General features: G+C 53.8%; 17 protein-coding genes. 7 read left to right on the forward strand and 10 right to left on the reverse strand.

The features are described 5' to 3' along the window. Window positions 1-129: 129 nt before the first annotated feature. On the reverse strand, window positions 130-807 hold the full coding sequence (locus tag J4E05_RS13405) for a hypothetical protein (RefSeq protein WP_349596375.1): 678 nt from the start codon (window positions 805-807) through the stop codon (window positions 130-132). Between the two features lie 450 nt (window positions 808-1,257). Between J4E05_RS13405 and rnhB the strand changes: the two genes are divergently transcribed. Then, entirely contained in the window at window positions 1,258-1,884 is a 627-nt protein-coding gene (gene rnhB / locus J4E05_RS13410; RefSeq protein ID WP_349596378.1) for a ribonuclease HII, read from the forward strand. Between the two features lie 39 nt (window positions 1,885-1,923). On the opposite strand, the gene J4E05_RS13415 is transcribed toward rnhB, so the two are convergent. Continuing rightward, window positions 1,924-2,706, reverse strand: coding sequence for an acyl-[acyl-carrier-protein] thioesterase (locus tag J4E05_RS13415; RefSeq protein WP_349596382.1), 783 nt, complete (start codon window positions 2,704-2,706; stop codon window positions 1,924-1,926). A 282-nt stretch (window positions 2,707-2,988) separates the two neighbouring features. Beyond that, window positions 2,989-3,405 (reverse strand): alternative ribosome rescue aminoacyl-tRNA hydrolase ArfB, encoded by a 417-nt coding sequence (gene arfB, locus J4E05_RS13420; RefSeq protein ID WP_349596384.1) that lies wholly within the window; start codon window positions 3,403-3,405, stop codon window positions 2,989-2,991. A gap of 141 nt (window positions 3,406-3,546) precedes the next feature. Here arfB and J4E05_RS13425 point away from each other — a divergent pair, with 141 nt between their 5' ends. Then, window positions 3,547-3,933 carry a YbaN family protein gene (locus tag J4E05_RS13425; protein WP_139835431.1) on the forward strand — a complete coding sequence of 129 codons (387 nt, stop codon included), beginning with the start codon at window positions 3,547-3,549 and terminating at the stop codon, window positions 3,931-3,933. 158 nt (window positions 3,934-4,091) lie between these two features. On the opposite strand, the gene J4E05_RS13430 is transcribed toward J4E05_RS13425, so the two are convergent. After that, window positions 4,092-5,285 (reverse strand): MFS transporter, encoded by a 1,194-nt coding sequence (locus J4E05_RS13430; protein WP_349596387.1) that lies wholly within the window; start codon window positions 5,283-5,285, stop codon window positions 4,092-4,094. 157 nt (window positions 5,286-5,442) lie between these two features. Between J4E05_RS13430 and J4E05_RS13435 the strand changes: the two genes are divergently transcribed. Continuing rightward, entirely contained in the window at window positions 5,443-6,294 is an 852-nt protein-coding gene (locus tag J4E05_RS13435; RefSeq protein WP_085587136.1) for a LysR family transcriptional regulator, read from the forward strand. A gap of 41 nt (window positions 6,295-6,335) precedes the next feature. Here the strand turns inward: J4E05_RS13435 and J4E05_RS13440 are convergent, their stop codons facing one another. The 5 genes from J4E05_RS13440 to J4E05_RS13460 form a co-directional block, all read right to left on the reverse strand. Beyond that, window positions 6,336-6,719 (reverse strand): MerR family transcriptional regulator, encoded by a 384-nt coding sequence (locus J4E05_RS13440; RefSeq protein WP_085587137.1) that lies wholly within the window; start codon window positions 6,717-6,719, stop codon window positions 6,336-6,338. Window positions 6,720-6,775: 56 nt separating this feature from the next. Continuing rightward, window positions 6,776-8,377, reverse strand: coding sequence for a PAS domain-containing sensor histidine kinase (locus J4E05_RS13445; protein WP_085587138.1), 1,602 nt, complete (start codon window positions 8,375-8,377; stop codon window positions 6,776-6,778). Between the two features lie 53 nt (window positions 8,378-8,430). Continuing rightward, window positions 8,431-9,063: a chemotaxis protein CheC gene (locus J4E05_RS13450; protein ID WP_349596390.1), complete on the reverse strand. Its 633-nt coding sequence runs from the start codon at window positions 9,061-9,063 to the stop codon at window positions 8,431-8,433. After that, window positions 9,056-9,433: a response regulator transcription factor gene (locus tag J4E05_RS13455; RefSeq protein ID WP_349596392.1), complete on the reverse strand. Its 378-nt coding sequence runs from the start codon at window positions 9,431-9,433 to the stop codon at window positions 9,056-9,058. Before J4E05_RS13455 ends, J4E05_RS13450 begins: the two co-directional genes overlap by 8 nt. 95 nt (window positions 9,434-9,528) lie before the next feature. Further along, on the reverse strand, window positions 9,529-12,042 hold the full coding sequence (locus J4E05_RS13460; RefSeq protein WP_349596395.1) for an EAL domain-containing protein: 2,514 nt from the start codon (window positions 12,040-12,042) through the stop codon (window positions 9,529-9,531). A gap of 302 nt (window positions 12,043-12,344) precedes the next feature. Here J4E05_RS13460 and fdxA point away from each other — a divergent pair, with 302 nt between their 5' ends. The 3 genes from fdxA (at window position 12,345) to J4E05_RS13475 (ending at window position 14,369) form a co-directional block, all read left to right on the forward strand. Beyond that, window positions 12,345-12,680: a ferredoxin FdxA gene (gene fdxA / locus J4E05_RS13465; protein ID WP_085579562.1), complete on the forward strand. Its 336-nt coding sequence runs from the start codon at window positions 12,345-12,347 to the stop codon at window positions 12,678-12,680. A gap of 288 nt (window positions 12,681-12,968) precedes the next feature. Then, window positions 12,969-13,469: a CarD family transcriptional regulator gene (locus tag J4E05_RS13470; RefSeq protein ID WP_085587140.1), complete on the forward strand. Its 501-nt coding sequence runs from the start codon at window positions 12,969-12,971 to the stop codon at window positions 13,467-13,469. Between the two features lie 90 nt (window positions 13,470-13,559). Beyond that, window positions 13,560-14,369 carry a hypothetical protein gene (locus J4E05_RS13475; protein WP_085587141.1) on the forward strand — a complete coding sequence of 270 codons (810 nt, stop codon included), beginning with the start codon at window positions 13,560-13,562 and terminating at the stop codon, window positions 14,367-14,369. 120 nt (window positions 14,370-14,489) lie between these two features. On the opposite strand, the gene J4E05_RS13480 is transcribed toward J4E05_RS13475, so the two are convergent. After that, window positions 14,490-15,971, reverse strand: coding sequence for a M48 family metalloprotease (locus J4E05_RS13480; RefSeq protein WP_349596399.1), 1,482 nt, complete (start codon window positions 15,969-15,971; stop codon window positions 14,490-14,492). A 176-nt stretch (window positions 15,972-16,147) separates the two neighbouring features. On the opposite strand from J4E05_RS13480, the gene J4E05_RS13485 reads away from it, so the two are divergent. After that, entirely contained in the window at window positions 16,148-17,317 is a 1,170-nt protein-coding gene (locus tag J4E05_RS13485) for a hypothetical protein (protein ID WP_349596402.1), read from the forward strand. Window positions 17,318-17,354: the final 37 nt, after the last annotated feature.

Here is a 17,354-nt window from a genome sequence, read left to right on the forward strand (position 1 = left end):
GAATGAAAATCAACAACGCCGGTTCTGGCGACAGGGCAGGTGTTGTTGTTGATAGCAGGTTACTAATGCAGAAACGTCTGCAATGTTCGTCTTGTAGGGCTTCTAGCTAATAAGGCGGGAATTGAAGTTTCATATCCCTGAAGATGAAGTATTAATCCGATAAAATTTTTTCGATTCCATAATAGAAGGATCGATCAAATATTTAGGAAAAAATGCTGTAAATCCAATTTTCAGGTCGTCAAACTCTCCGACCTTCTTTAATAAAATCCCACCGTTTCTGCAAATTCTTGCAAGAAGATCGTGATCCACAGGGTATTCGTCTTCCCAACCATTGCAGAGCAGATCGTGTGTATCCTTCTCACCATTAGTAAATGCTATCGCAGTAATTCTGTCGGACATTAAAATGTCAAAAGCATCGATTAAGTTTTCTTTTTTTAATTTTGCGGCGGCAAAATACTTCACTTCTTTGTTTCTCGTGATTTTTTCTTCGATGCTTTCTTTAAATGAAGATGATTGACTAAGGGTTTCCTGTCGGTGTTTTAAGTATTTTTTGTAATTAGTGATTCGTGTTTCGAGCCTCCAGGCAGAGTTGCCGGATATTAATGTCGGTGTTAGGCTAGTGTCCCAAGATCTTATTTCTTCAAAAACGTGATTGAATAAAATATTCAATCCGTTGTTTTTATGGCGCATTGACGTTAGCCAAGTGAATCCGGCCAGTTTTAAATCTGCCAGCTGGTTTTCTAATAGGTAAACATCATTGGGTGCATTCAAGTTTTCGGCATATATTTCCGTGACGTCAATTTGCATAATGTTACCGATTTTAATTGTTTGAGCGCTTGTCAAATTCAAACATGCTCAGTGGCGTGATTATGAGCATCTGTAATGTGCTGAATATTTGCAAGTTCTTTCCAACTGCATGAACGTGCCGGCGTCGCTTTAGTCCAAGGTTTTCGATCAATACGGCGATGCGGGAGCCACCACAAAAATTTTCCGAAAAGATTTCCTGATTTTGTCATCAGATGAATGGATTTTCAGATTAACCAAGCCTGCTATTAAACAGTCTTCCTACCAAGACAATAATCAAATGCCCATGTTTCTGGCGGTGTGTTGCAAGCCAGGATAATGCCAGTAGCAATGAAGGCCGAAACGAACTGTTTTCCAGGTGGCGCTACGTGGTAAGAAGGGGCGTTTCCGAAAGGGTTGGGAACCATCCTGGCCAGCCCGGCAGGGTATATGCAAAACAGGTAGATGACGGGCATGCCCGACTTTGCAATTGAAGACCAGTATCGCGGTATCATTGCCGGGATTGACGAGGTAGGGCGCGGACCGCTGGCCGGGCCGGTGGTTGCGGCTGCTGTTGTTTTGCCGCGCGAAGATGCACGCATTGGCGATTTGTATGACCTGCTAAATGATTCCAAAAAGCTGTCAGCCAAAAAGCGTGACCTGCTTGCAGCCCGGATTATGGAGTGCGCGATTGTTGGCATTGGTGCGGCATCGGTGCGCGAAATTGACCGGATCAATATTTTGCAGGCGACCTATGTTGCGATGCGTCGCGCTGTTGCCCGCCTGCCGGAATTACCTGACCAGGCATTGGTGGATGGCAACCGGGATCCGGGGCTGCCTTGCGCGGTGCAAACCGTGATCAAGGGCGATAGCAAATCGCTGTCGATTGCGGCGGCATCCATTGTTGCCAAGGTGGTGCGTGATCGCGCCATGGCAAGGCTTGCAGTGCGTTATCCGCATTTTGGCTGGGAAGGCAACGCCGGTTATGGCGTGAAAAAGCATATGGCGGGCCTGCATGTTGCCGGGCCAACGGTACACCATCGCCGCAGTTTCAAGCCTGTTGCCCTGTTGTGGGACGCAATGGAGACAAACGAAATCTGAGCATGACGATTTGGTGATGTGGTTCTACGGGAAGATTAATTAAAGGACAAATTGCGCACGAACGAGGTCGGTGTCGCTGGTTTTACCATCCTGCGTATCGTGGCGTGAAATGGTGGCGTAGCCGTCTGCCTGGCGGATTTCAACCCGGTCATGCAGGCGGCATTCGGTGCGAAATTGCATATCGAAGCTGGCGGGTTGAAAATCAGCTGTTTTGTCCGGTCCACTGGTGGCCAGCACCCATTGCATTAGCCGTACGTTATTGACGTGACCATAAATATCAAGGTCAGATGCCCGGGCGGTAATATGGTCTGTCATTGTCATATTGGCGGGGGGATGTGCCGGGCGCTGGGAAACCTCGATCAGTTTCGGGCCGGGGGGATCGGGCAGGCGCGCGATGAGCCAGTCTGGCCAGCGCGCGGCCCGCCGGGCCTGTAAATCAAACAGGGCCCAGAAACTTTGTGCAACAGCACAGACAGACCCGCTTTCGTCGATCAGGCGGAAATCGCGGCAGGCCATGCGATGGGAGAACCCCGAGGGCCATGTTTCAATGGTGATGGTTTCGCCATTGGCCGGATAGTGCCGCACGATAATAGCCATGCGCGCCAAAACCCATGCCACACCCCGATCGACGGTATCATCATAGGCCAGTGCCAACCGTTTGGCCCCGCAACCTGCTGCATCCTGCATATAATCGGCCAGGGCAGGCAGGGTGGCCAAACCGTTTTGGCCGATTTCGGAATAGCGCACACGATATTGCCCGCGCCAGCCACAATTATCGGGCAAGGCGGCGGCGGCAATTTTGGTCCAGTCAGGATCGGGCATGGGGCGTTCCTGTATTTTGCTTCATTTTGGGGCGGGGCGGGCGCACAACATTATGCAACGATAGGCCGGTTAAACCGACCGGGCAATCTGATCAAAAGGCCAAGGGCAGGGCAACAAAGGGGCCGGAGCCGCGTGTGGTGATGGACAATAAATTAGCGCGGTGCATCGCTGAAAAACGACAGGGGTGCGACTGAGTATTAACATGGCAGGCGGGCCAAGCGGATTATCGTAAACAGGGCATAACAGGGCCGGTTAAACCGGGATTATTGCGTGCGGCTTTCGTTAGTCCGTCGGGCTTTGGCGCATTTTTTTGGTGTCGCCACGTTTCTTTTTGGTGTCAATGCGGCGGCGTTTCGAGGCCAGCGTTGGGCGGGTTTTTACGCGATATTTTTTACGTTCCGTTGCCTTGCGCAGCATGGCGACAAGCCGTTCGATTGCATCCTGTTTGTTGCGTTCCTGGGTGCGAAAACGCTGGGCTTCTATGATCAGTTCGTTTTGCGTGGTGACGCGGTTGCCGCCAATTTCCTTTAGCCGGTCGCGCACGCGCAGGGGCAGTTCGTGCAAATCATCAATTCGCACGCGCATTTGAACCGCACTGGCAACTTTGTTGACATTCTGCCCGCCCGGCCCTGATGACCGGATGAACTGAAATTCCAGATGGCGTTCGTCAAAATACAGGCCGCTGCCAATATCAATCATGGTTCCTGTTCCCGCACGGCAGCAATTTATAATGAAAATCATTATTGTTTGCATAAGTGCAATTGAAGTTTCCCAATGGGCTGACTACATTGTATGAAATTGCTTCGTCAATGCTGTGGCGGGCCCTGTGGGAATAAAAACGTGCATCCTGGTCATATTTATCTTGTTTTTGGTTGGTTGGCAGTTGGTCTTGGTGTGTTGGGCATCTTTTTACCGTTATTGCCAACGACCCCGTTTATTTTGCTGGCAGCATGGCTGTTTGGCAAAGGGTCTCCGCGTGCGCATGCCTGGCTTTATAATCATCCGCATTTGGGGCCGTCGCTGCGGCACTGGAATGAACATGGTGTAATCAGCCGTCGGGCCAAAATCATGGCAGCAAGTGCCTTTGTCCTTATGATTGGCGCATCGGTTATTTTTGTTAAAACGCCGTGGGTGATTATGGTCCAGGTAATGGTTGCCGTACCAGTGTGTATTTTCATTTTTTCGCGCCCGTCCAGCCCGCGCGTTTCGGTTTCTGAAACGGATTAGCCTGCTGTCGGGCACCGCGCGCAACGGCACTGTTAGCAAAAAATAACCTGCAGCCCCGTGTGGTTTGCCAATACGCAAGGGACGATCGAAAAATTCGATCGTCCCTGTGTTGTATCTGTTTTTAGGGCGCTTTTGCCAAAGGCCAGGGCGGGGAAGGGTTAATTCGCGCCGGGATTTTGCTGCGGGCGCGGGGGACGGAGTTGTAGCAAAATAGCCAGAATGCTGGCTGCAATGATTATGGCTGTAACATCGGCCCAGCCACCGTGATTCCATACCCATATCCCCAAAGCAGAGCCCACCGACCCGCCAATAAACATGGTCGCCATAAAAATGGTGTTGATACGTGCGCGGGCGGCAGGTTCGAGCGAATAGATAATATGCTGGTTTGAAACCATGGCGGACTGAATGCCGAAATCAAGCAGGATAACGCCAATGATCAGGGCGGAAATACTGGTTGAGGTCGCAAACAGCACCCATGATGCAAGAACGACCGATACACCAAAGCGTACCACAATTCGCGGGCCACGGTGATCGGCCAGTCGCCCGGCAATCGGGGCTGCCAGCACACCGATCATGCCGACGATACCAAACAAGCCGGCAATTTCAGCCCCGAAACCAAATTGTGGCTGCGCCAGCAAAAAGGGCAGCACCGTCCAGAATGCCGAGAACCCGGCGAAAAGCAGGGCCTGGGTAAGGGCTGCACGGCGTAATTCGGGGTAGTCGCGCCATAAATGACGCATCGATCCAATAAGTTTGGGATAGCTGGCCGGGGCTGTTTTATGGTCGTTCGGCAGGGCGGCAAACATGGCCGCCGCCGCAGCCAGTGCCACGGGTACGGCAATAAAGAACATTGCCCGCCAGCCCATGCCGGTTGCGACATATCCGGCGATGGTCCGGCTTAGCAATATTCCGGCCAAAAGCCCCGACATGAGGGTGCCAACGGTGGCACCGCGCCGTTCAGGGGCGCTGAGATGGGCGGCAAACGGGATAATTTGCTGGGCGACTGTTGCGCTCATGCCGACAAGGATTGAAGCAACGACAATCATGGCGGTTGACGCAGCGGTAGCAAGCAATAACAGCGCGGCCGCCAGAATGATAAATTGCCCGATGACAAGTTTGCGGCGGTTAAACATATCCCCCAAAGGCACAAGCAAAAACAGACCCAGCGCATAACCAAGCTGGGTGACAGGCGATATGAGGGATGCTGCATGGGGCAGATCCTGCGAGATGATATTTAACATCGGCTGGTTGTAATAGATATTGGCAACGGCAATGCCGGTGGCCGCGGACATGGCAAAAACGAGGGGGCGACGCAGCCTGAACGGCGCATCGGCAGTGTTCGATATGGACATTGTTTTTCCTGTGATCGGGAATTTGGATTTGTGCTGTTGTGCGCCGATGATCATTGTTTATCAATGAACAATGATGCACTTTGTTCGTTCAAATTTGTACGGGCCTGGTGATGGATGTTGTTTACAGCATTGTCAGGCAAACCGGAGGGACGCCAATATGGACTGGAGCGATGTGCGGGTTTTTCTGGCGGTGGCGCGGGCGGGAACGCTTGGTGCGGCGGCACGCACGTTGAAAATCAGTCATCCCACCGCAGGGCGGCGGTTGCGCGCGCTGGAAGAAGCCACCGGACAGGTGCTTTTTCAGCGAACAGCCGAAGGCTATATCCTGACGGACGAGGGGCGATCGGTCTTTGCCCTGGCCGAGCAGATGGAAGAAAATGCCCTTGCGCTGGAGCGCCGGTTGGCTGGCGGACGACAGGAACCGGAAGGGATTGTGCGATTATCCTGTGCTGACTGGTTTGGGGGATATGTTTTACCCCCGGTCCTGAAGGAATTTAGCGAAAAATATCCGGCGGTCGAGGTTGAAATGCTGATTAGCGCCCGGCTGTATAATCTGGCCCGGCGCGAAGCCGATTTGGCCTTTCGCATTGTACCGTTCAACAACCGCGATATCGTTCAACGCCGGTTGCTTGATATGCCCTATGGGGTTTATATCGCCCGAAATTTGCCTGATCCAACGGTGGGCGACGGCGAAGGACAACGATTACTGACAATGGATGCCTCGACCGGCAGCTATCCCGATACCATGTGGTTACAGGACCGGTTTCCCCGGGCGGGGATTGGCTTGCGTAGCAATAACCGCCATATTCAGGCGCGTATGTGCGCAAGTGGCCTTGGGATTGCCGTGTTGCCCCGGCCCCTTGGCGATCAGGTGCCCAATTTGCGCCAGCTTGGCGGGATGGACGAGCCACCGACGCGGTCTATCTGGATGGGATATCACCGCGATTTACGCGATCTCGGCCGTTTGCGGGCATTTGTTGACCTGGTGGTTAAGCATATTGCGACCTAACCCGGCCCAGGCTGAAGTGCCCGATATTGGCGGGGGAAACATTATCCGGCAGATTTACGGCTAAGTTCCTGCTGGCAGTTTTCTTCAAGCAGGTCGAGTTCATCAATTGTGGCGTTGATGTCGTCGCGTTGTTTGCGCAAGGCATCGCGGCGTTCGTCGATTTTGTTGATCAGGATGGTAAGCTGGGTAATTTCGCTGCGATCGGTTTCATAAAGATCGAGAAGATCGCGAATTTCCTTAAGTGCAAAGCCCAGCCGTTTCCCACGCATGATCAGGCGTAAGCGTACACGGTCGCGCTGGCCATAAATGCGGGTTTGTCCCTGGCGCTGTGGTGCAATCAACCCCTGATCTTCGTAAAAACGAATGGTGCGGGTTGTGACATCAAATTCGCGGGCAAGATCGGTAATGGAAAAACTGTCAGTCATGTATTTCTTTTAAGTTTACGCTTACGTAAACGAAAGCTACATGGTTTTGCCCATAATCACAATACACTGTGGTCCTTTGGCAAATCGACATGGAAGGTACTGCCTTCGTCGGGCGCGCTTTCGACATGGATATTGCCGCCGTGACGTTCGACAATTTTTTTGCAAAGGGCAAGACCAATGCCGGTACCGGCATATTCGCCATAGCCATGCAGGCGTTTGAAAATTTCAAAAATGCTGGCGTGATATTGCGGGTCGATGCCAATGCCGTTGTCGGACACCGAAATGCGCCAGAAACTGTCAAATTCGCGGGCAGAAATGCGGACCTCGGCTTGCTCGGGGTTACTGTATTTCAACCCGTTTGACACCAGATTTTGAAACAGCTGCAACAGCTGGCTGGGGTCCCCGACGACAACAGGCAGGTCCGGTGCGCGCATGATATTACCCGCCGGGGCGGCATCGGCGCGTTTCAGGTTGGCTTCGATGGCATCAAACAGCCCTGCCAGCGCGACAGACTGAAATGGTTTGCCATGCCGCCCGACCCGAGACAGGGTTAACAGGTCGTCGATCATGCGTTGCATGCGCCGGGTGCCATCAACGGCATAATGAATAAATTCGTCGGCGGTATCATCAAGCTTGTCGCGATAGCGCCGCGCCAAAAGCTGGGTATAACTTGACACCATGCGCAGCGGTTCCTGCAAATCGTGCGAGGCGGCATAGGCAAATTGTTCCAGTTCCGCGTTGGAGTTTTCAAGCTCCTGCATTGTGTTCTGGATTTCCATTTCGTGGCGTTTGCGCTGGGAAATGTCGCGAAGCGTGATGATATAGTGATAGCGGCCATAGGCGGTAAAATGGCTGATGGCCACTTCAAGCGGAATATTGTGGCCGTTGGCCGGGCACGCCAGAATTTCGATAACACCGGTGCCAAGATCGGTTAGCAAGCGGTCGCTGGGGGGCTTGGGCGGCGGGTTGTTGCCGCTATCGGGCAATAAAAACCGGATGATGTTTTTAATTTCCGGGTCGCCCTGCGGGCCGCACAGCTCCTGGGCACGTGCATTAAGCGGTTCGAGTGTGCCATCTTCGGACGCGACCAGAATGGCATCGATGGTGTTTTGTAAAATTGCCCTTGTGCGGTCTTCGCTGCGGCGGGTTTTGGTCACCAGTTCGGCCAGTTCAGCCGCCTGGCGGCGCAACAGCTGGTCGCGCTGTACGGCCAGCGTCACATCGCGCACCGTGATTGAACATAGCAGGACGTTTGGTGAAATGCGGACAGGCTGAATACGGATCGATTGCTGCATTTGCGGAAATTTCTCGGCAAATTGCGGCAAGGGGCGCAGCGGCAGAACCGATTTGTTCAGGGATGGGGAAATCATGGCGGGCATGCCAAGGCTCAGGCAATCGCGAATGGCATTATTCAGCCGGGTGGGGATGGCATCGCCAAACACGTCTGCCAGGGTTTTTCCCGTTACTGATGCGGTCTTTTGCCCCGATGCCTTTTCCATCCAGTTGTTCCAGAAAAGAATTTTTCTGTCCTGGTCAATGGTGATAATCCCGACATCTGCGGTTTCAAGCAGGGTTAGGTAAAGATCGCCGCTCCAGGTGGCGGGGCTGTCTGGCAGCTGAGCGTCATTGTCGGGTCGGTTTTTGTCGCCATGAGGCATGGCCTGGTTGCTCCTTGCAGCCGGAGGTGCCGGTAGCACTAGGGCTTGTTATGTCAGCTGAGCGCGTGCGCCAGATAACGCTGGACCATTTGTTTCAAGGTCTGGATCGAGTCCAGATCCATGACAAACAGAACATAGCCGTCGATATCGTTTTCCCGCAGCATGAACTGAACATGCAAAATAAGCAAAAACGGGGCCGTCGTTTCTTCATCCAGGCTGTGAACCGGGCTGATGTCTGGCATCAGATCGCGGGTTTCGCATTTGCGGAAAACCGGCATTGAACAATTGATCGGATGGCCCAGAACGTTTGAAATACTGCCCAGGCAGGCATTGAGAATGATATTGCCAACCTCCATCAGGGCTTCCTGCTCAAGGTCGCTCAGGCTGTCAAGCGGGACATCAACCTGAAGCAGCCGGCGCACCAGCTCCAGACTGCGCCTTTCAGGAAAAACCAGCAGGGCATCGCCATTAAACGGGCCATTGAAACTTTGCGTGACGGCAGAGACCACCTCGCTGGGGGCGGCGATCAGATTGGCATCTGAAAACCGCTGGACAAAGCTGATGGACGGTACAGTCAGTTCAACGGATTGATCGACCATTTCCGAAAGTGATGCCGCAGCCCGGCCGACACCGATATTGATCAGCTCGGTGATGGTATCGCGTTCAAGGTCGGATAAATCAATCATGGGCTGATTCTTTGCCTGTGAAATAGGCCGTGATTTTTTCCTGGGTCGGCGGTTTGGCGATAAAGTCCATGCCCAGCAGGTCGGCCTTTTTCTGGATGTCCTGCTGGATATTGGCCGTGAGCAGGGCGACCACGGCATGAGGATGTTGCTGGCGAATGTCGGCACCAAGTTCAAGACCGTTTTTACCGGGCATGTTGAAATCGATGATGAAATAGTCATAGGACTGGCTGTCGGCCTTTATCTGGGCCTCGCTGGCATCGGCGGCTTCGTCAACCGCCCAGCCGGGAAAGCTGCTTTCGATAAATGCCTTGACCAGAAGCCGGGCAAATTTGCTGTCATCAACCAGAAGGACGGAACGGGGATGCGACATGAAATCCTCAAAATGGTGCAGCATAAAGCTGTTTGCCTGGAAGCCCTGCCGGGGCATTGCCAGTTTAAACGATTTCGCCAGTATAGGGCAGATTGTTATGCCTGTTCCAGTTGTTCCATCAATACCACGATTTCGGCGGGCGGCCTTGGTTCGGAAATCAGGAAACCCTGAATTTCGTCGCAATCATGGGCACGCAAAAATTCCAGCTGTTCGGTGGTTTCAACCCCTTCGGCAATGACGCGCAGGCCCAGATTTCGGCCCATAAGAATAATGGTGTTGGTGATGGCGGCATCGTCGGGGTCGGTTGTGATATCGCGAATGAACGACCTGTCGATCTTAATTGAATTGATGGGCAGGCGTTTTAAATAGGTGAGCGATGAATAGCCGGTACCAAAATCGTCAATTGCGATCTGAACACCCAAACGGCGGATTTCGGTTAAAATCGCAACGGCGCGGTTCATGCCCTGCATCATCACGGTTTCGGTAATTTCCAGCACAAGGCGCGATGCGGGCACGCCGGTTTCCTGCAAAATATTCGAAATTGTTTCGGTGATGCGCCCTTCGATCAACTGGCGGGTGGAAAGGTTTACCGCAATCACCACCGGGGCCACACCACCGGCATCCCATTCGATGATTTGCTGACAAACGCGCCGTAGGACCCATTCGCCAATTCTTGCGATCAGGCCGGTTTCCTCGGCGATGGGAATGAACTGCATGGGCGAAACAAACCCGCGCCCGGGCCGGTTCCAGCGCAGCAGGGCCTCCAGCCCGGAAAGGCGGCCGGTGGAAAGATGAATTTTGGGCTGATAATAAACTTCGAACTGTTCGCGCTTGATGGCGTCGCGCAGATCGTTTTCCATTGCCAGGCGGGCCACGGCACTTTCGTTCATCATCTTGGTAAAGAAATGATAGGTGCCGCCACCGCGGGCCTTGGCGCTGTACATTGCAGCATCGGCATTGCGCATCAGGGTGGCAAAGTCGTCGCCATCGGCCGGGCTTAGCGCAATGCCGATTGACGGCGAAACAAATAACTGGCGACCGCGAATTTCAAAAGCGGGCGAAAATGCATCCAGCACGGTTTGCCCAAGCGTTGCGGCTTCCTGTGTTTCGGTCAGATGGGGAATGATGATAAGGAATTCATCGCCGCCCAAACGCCCCAGCGTGTCGCTGCGGCGGATAACACTGCGCAGGCGATGGGCGACCTCCTTGAGCAGCAGGTCGCCAAAATCGTGACCCAAACTGTCATTGACCAGTTTAAAGCGGTCCAGATCGATGAACAGCAAGGCCGTGGCCGTCAGGGGCGGTGCGGTTTCGTCGGGGGGCAGGGTGTTGGGCTCGCGGTAATCGCCCAGGGCCTTGTGCAGGCTAAGTTCCAGCATCGAGCGGTTGGGAAGGTCGGTGAGCGGGTCGTGATTGGCCATATAGACCAGACGCTCCTCATAGCGCCGCTGTGCTGTCACATCGTGAAAGACAACTGTGTACAGAAGGTTGTCTTCAAATTGCATGGGCCGGAAAACAGCGGCAACACGAATTTTGCCACCATCAGCACACCGCAACACCAGTTCAATCGATTGATCGAGAACCGGTCGAAAGGATGCGTCCTTGCGTTCGGTTTGTTCCAGCGCCTGCGACAGGTTGAGCTGGGACGCATCCACAATAAAGTCATACAGGCTGCGCCCGATCAGTTCGGTGTTTTCGGGCAGGTGCAACAATTGCAGGCAGGCCGGATTGCATTGCAGGATAAGGCAATCCGAATCGACACTTAAGATGCCGTCGGCGACGTTTTGCATAATGCCGCGCAGGCGGCTTTCGCGTTCGCGCAGGCTTTGTTCTGCTTCGCGCAGGCGCCATAAATTGTCGTCAATTTCCATCAACAGGCCGTTGGTTGACTGTGCCAGCAGGCCCAGCTCGTCGGTCATATGGTTGGCGGGAATATCGACTTTGGTTGTGGCGGGGCTTGCCGGGTCAACCTGGCGCAGGGAATGCACCAGCCGCAAAAGCGGTTTGGTCAGGGCGATGTAGAAAAACACCGTCAAGGCTATGCCCAGCAGGAAATTGCGCACCAGCCCGGATGCCAGGATCATGACGGAACGGTTAATAAAGCCCGCACCAATCAGGCCGGTATCGACATCAATTTCAAGATAGCCAACCAGATCGGCGGAGTCGCCAATGGTTAGCGGGATTTCATAATGCTGGTTGTCACCAAACATTAACGAGGTGAGCCAGTTCAGGTTTGACGAGGTCTGCTGGCGTTGCTGTTTGGCCAGAACATTGCCGAAATCATCGCGCAAGCGGGCAATGTAAATGGGTTCATATTCAAAAAGACCCGAAACCACCCGTTCAGCCAGGGTTTCATCCAGACCATAGGCCGCCTGGGTTGCCGATTCCCGAACTGTTGAGAGAACCTGGTTAACGGTTCGGTCAATCTGGTTGCGTTCTCCATGCAGGTCCCAGAAAATCTGGAGCGCACTGAAGCCAACGCCAATCAACAATGTTATGATGACAGCGGCCCGCGCCTGTTTGAAAGACAGGCGATTCTGCCACTGGAGCCTCGCATTCGTCAGGCCAGCCTCCGCTATCCACACCCCAAAATATGGTTCTGCGACCACTCGAGGATGCAAACAGTATGTTAAGGGCAGCAGAATTGCAATTGTTGCAAGGCTCGTTCGGGACGGGTTTTGGAAATATATTTTATGAACCGGATTTGGATTTTGACAATAATTACAAAATGATGTCGTGATTCGATCATTATCGGGCGGTGAATGAATGTGGCAAATACTACTGCAAAAAGTAGTGTTTTATGAGAGTTGCACACAGCATCCCTGCGTGATAACCAATGGCCGAGAGAGAGAAATAAGGCCGACGGTGGGCGCAGCCGCCACAGGCCCCGCAACCTGTACGGAGTTACACCATGACCTATGTGGTGACAGAAAACTGCATCAAGTGTAAGTATCAGGACTGCGTCGAGGTTTGCCCCGTCGATTGCTTTTATGAAGGTGAAAACTTTCTGGTTATTCATCCTGATGAATGCATTGATTGCGGTGTCTGCGAACCCGAATGTCCGGCCGAAGCCATTATTCCAGATACGGAACCGAATTTGGATAACTGGCTGGAAGTGAACCGCAAATTTGCCGAAATCTGGCCGAATATTACCCGCAAGGGCGATGCACCGGCCGATGCGGCGGAATGGGATGGCAAACCCGGCAAGGCCGAGCTTTTGTCCGAAGCCCCTGGCACGGGTGACTGATTGGTCATACTGGCCTGAAAGACCTGTAAAACAGCGCAGGATGAATTTCTGCGCATGGCAGCATTGACCCGGCCGCACAGAAAAGTTCTGTGATCGGCCGGTCAGTTGTGTTATGGTCCTTCTTCGCGTTGAGGGCTCGGCAGGCTCCATTCCGCACTGTCGGATTTCCGTTTTATTACCTGTCTGTTACCGCGACTAAGCCAAAAGCATGGTCGTGTTGTGCCTTCGCGTCGTTGGGACCAAGGTGTTTTAAATGACCAGGCCTTTTCAGGCCGGAAGGAAGCTTTGATGTCGGATAAGTTGCCCTTTGCTGTTGGCGATTTTGTTGTCTACCCTGCGCATGGTGTTGGCTGTGTTGATGGCCTTGAAACCCAGGCAATTGCAGGTCAGGAACTGCGCCTTTATGTGATCACTTTTGACTCCAGCCGTATGACGCTTCGGGTGCCGGTGAATAAGGTGGGCAACTCGGGTCTGCGCAAGCTGTCTTCGAAAAAGCAGATGGATTCTGCCCTGATCACCCTTAAAGGCCGTGCGCGCGTTAAACGGACCATGTGGTCACGCCGCGCCCAGGAATATGAAGCCAAAATCAATTCGGGTGACCCGGTTTCAATTGCCGAAGTTGTGCGCGATTTGCACCGTTCGGCGACCCAGCCTGAACAGTCCTTTTCCGAACGTCAGATTTACGAAGCTGCGTTTGAGCGCCTGGTAGACGAACTGGCCGCGATCGAAAAGATCGACAAGGACAAGGCATCGGGCAAGCTGGAAAAACTTTTGCAAAAAGCTGCCTGATCCGCGTTTGCGGGCGTACCATCAGCATATACTTTCTTAAAACCGGTCCGGGGTTTATTCTTGGGCCGGTTTTTTCATCAGGAGCATGTCATGGCGCAAGCAGCTGTCGTTCTGGCGTCGTTAAAACCTGCCGACCGTATCTGGGTTGTCGGGGCTGTTAATGGCGATTTTGCTGCATTGCAGGCGGTGCACGCCAAGCTGGCGCGCAAAATTCGTGCGGGTGACCGGCTGGTATATACCGGCAACTACTGGGGCGATGGCCCCGGCGAAAACGTGCTTGCCGCGATTAACGAAGTATTGCTGTTTCGCCGGTTTTTCATTGCCCAGGATGGTGTTGATCTGGGCGATATCGTGTTTTTACGCGGTGCTGCCGAAGAAATGCTAACCAAATTGCAGCAATTGCAATTTGCGCCCAACCCCGGTGAAGTCTTTGAATGGATGTTGTCGCGCGGGGCGGCCGGAATTGTCCGTGCCTATGGTTTTAACCCGGCAACGGTGCAGGCCACCATGCGCCAGGGGGCACATCTTATTTCGCAATGGACCAGCCAGCTTAGCGATGCCTTGCGCCGCCATGGCGGGCATGGGGCGTTGATGGCGGATTTAAAACATGCGGCCTATGTCAGCGACGGGTCGCTTATTTTTGTGCATGCGGGTCTGGATTCATCGCGTGCCCTGACGGCCCAAACCGATACCTTCTGGTGGGGTGGGTCTATGTTCGAAGCGATTACCGAACAGTATTATGATTGCACGCGCATTATTCGCGGGGCATCGAATACAACCCCGGGCATTTCCGAACGCGAATATACCCTTTCCCTTGATGGGGGGGCCGGGCGCGGCGGTAAACTGGTTGCTGCCGCGATCGGGCCGAATGGTCAGATTGTTGACCGTATTGAAAGTTAAGGTCGTATTGTTGATGGAATGATGGATGCCTAGGCAGATATATCATTTCGCCAGCCGGATATAAAAAACCCCGTCAGTTCAACTGGAACTGACGGGGTTTTGTCTGTTTTGGGCGAAAAGCTATTCCTTGATCACCTTGACCAGCGACCCTTCGGGCGGGAGTTGCCCGTTTTCAATGCCGTTCAAAACGTCAAACGTTTCTTCGGGCCGACGATCAACCGCCATCGATTTTACAAATGTATCAATGGTATAGCCCGGGTTAACGGCGCGAACCTTGATCGAAAGGGCGTGATACTGTTTTTTCTCGGCAGCGGTAAGGGAGCGGAAGCTATAGGTTGTGCGGCGCAGGGCAAGATTATAGCTGTCAGCCCGGTCAAGCGGGGTCAGGAACAGGAACTGAAACGCGGATTTACCATGTACGATGGCAACGACGCGCAGGCGTGCTTTTGTCCCTGATTTAAGCGATACGTCGGCCGAGCCGGTCGCGGCTTTTTGGCCGTTGACGTCGATGGTTTGAATATCACGCAACTGTACCGATTTGGAAAAGCCGCGTTGCAGATAGGCACCGGGGTTGCTTTGTGCCGCAGCGGGGGCACCTTCAAAAATGATCGTCGCGCCCTGATTATCCTGGGCAACCACGGCGTCGGGCTGGTTGATCATTGAAAAGCCGTCGGGAATTTCAAAATAGAAATCCAGCGGTACATGAACAAATTTACGCCCGCGAACAAAGCCGTTTTCGGGGCCATCGCCATACATCATGCCGTCGATTTCAGTCATGTATTTAACGGCTTCAAGACGCGGGGTGCCTGATACCGGGGTGTTGGCGGCGGCACGGGCCTGTTCAATACGGTCAACAGTGCGCGGGTGGGTTGCCATGATGTCGAACTGGTCAACATCATCGGGCGAACGCCCGGCCAGTTCGGCCTGCAATTGCGAATGGGCGCGCAGCTTTTTAAGGAAACTTGCCATTGCCGCCGGGTCATAGCCGGCACGTGAAAGATAGCGCACACCCAGTTTGTCGGCTTCAAATTCATGCTCGCGCGAGAAAGACTGCATATAGGCGTTGGCCCCCATGCCAATCACATCGCCCGCACCATTGCCAATGGCGGCGGATAAACCACCGGCCAGGACCTGGGTTAAGACGCCCCGGCTATAACGCTGGGCTGAATGGCGGGCAACGACATGGCCTATTTCGTGGGCCAGAACCCCGGCCAGTTCGGCTTCGTTTGATGCCAGTGCCAACAGGCCACGGGTGACATAGACATAACCGCCGGGCAAGGCAAAGGCGTTGACGATGGGCGAATCGAGCACGGTAAAGGTGAATTTCTGGTTCGGCGTTTCGGTAACGGCGGCCAGTTTGTTGCCAATTTCCGTAACATAGGACGGCAGGTCCTTGGCGTCATAACTGCCACCAAATTCCTTAAGGATTTTCGGGTGTTCCTCGGCGCCAACTTCGGCTTCCTGTGCCGGGGGCATAAAGGCGGTAAAGGTGTCTTCGCCGGTGGCGGGGTTGGTCGAACAACCCGCAAGGGCACCCATAAATCCAAGAGCAACCCACAGGGATGCTGTTCGTGCTTTGCGCTTGTGCTGCCAACCTGTCACTATCTTTGCCTCCGCTTTATGTCCGGTATGGGGGCCGGTGCATTAACAGGGAGATGACCCTGTTGTGGTTTCTGTCTTTGCCGGTGTCTGTGCCTGTCGGGGGGATCCGACAACCATTAGTTTCGTAGCGTGTGTTGCGTTCGGGATCAATCATCCATGAAAGGGCCCTGCATTATATGACCCGGTTTGGCAAAAAAGCCGGAAAATTTCTGCTGATGTTAAGCCAATGCGGTGTCGTTGCTTTTTTTGCCGGTGTGGCATTGGCGGGGCCGTTACAGGCCGCGTCAGAAGTGCCTTATATCGCCACCACAACAGCAAAGTCGCCAGACGTTAAAACCTTAACGCAATATCAGGTGAAAAGTTCGGCGCGGGTAAAAAATGTTGCAGCATCGCCAAACGCCAATCGCCTTGACCTGACACCATATCAATGTGGTCTTGCACCCGATATCCCGCTTTCAGATTTGTCTTTATCCTCGTTCGTACCTTTGCGTTTAAAGGCGCCGGTTGATATCGACGCTGTTTTTGCCGATGGCCCGGCCGGAAAACCCCAAATAGCGGCTATGCGCCTGGCCGATATCGCCGTCATCCCGGCGATGCAGGGGGCGGTATTGGCCTTTATGCAACGACATTATCGTGATGTTGTTGCGGTCGTCCCCCCGGGGCAGAAACATCTGGCTGATATTGGTTCAGCCGCACCGGGGCAGGACCCGCGATACCCCGTGTATTTTGTCATGCAAGATGGCGGGGTGTGGCAGGAGCAGCTGGTTGGTGCCGGTTTGGCAATGGTTTTGCCCGTCGCAGGCCTTGATGCCAATTGTGCGATATCATTGCCGGTGACGGCAGATGGCGGGGAAATGGGCGGCAGCCCGGCGGCGGGTGCTGCCCGTGTTATATCCAGACATGCTATAATTTCGCGCCTCGTTGCGCAGGAGGAAAAGGCGCGTCGTGCCGGAATTGGCATGTGGGCACCCGGTTTGCAAAAGGACACAACGACAGACCGGCGCTATTTTTTTAGCGCAAACCCGGTGCGGGAAAAAGGCGCCCTGGTGCCCTTTGCCGGCGACGGGAAGGGGCAGTTTGCCATTGTACAGGGCAGGCTAAAATCGGTTGAGATGCAGAAATATCGCGCCTATCTGAATTTCGGCGCTGACTGGCGGCATGATTTCACCATCGCGCTTGATCGCACCCAGATTGGTAATTTGGCCAGGGCCGGTGTGGCCCCGGCCGACTGGGTGGGACGCACGATTATTGTGCGCGGGATGATTGAAAACCGGGGTGGGCCATATGTTGCACCAAATGATCTGGCGTGGGTTTGTGTGGGCGGGGTAGGGCCTGATAATAACTGATGCAGGGAAAGGGTGTGTGGTGTTACCAGTAACCACG

It is taken from the genome of Thalassospira sp. NFXS8 (genome assembly GCF_040148805.1).
Classification (GTDB): Bacteria; Pseudomonadota; Alphaproteobacteria; order Rhodospirillales; family Thalassospiraceae; genus Thalassospira.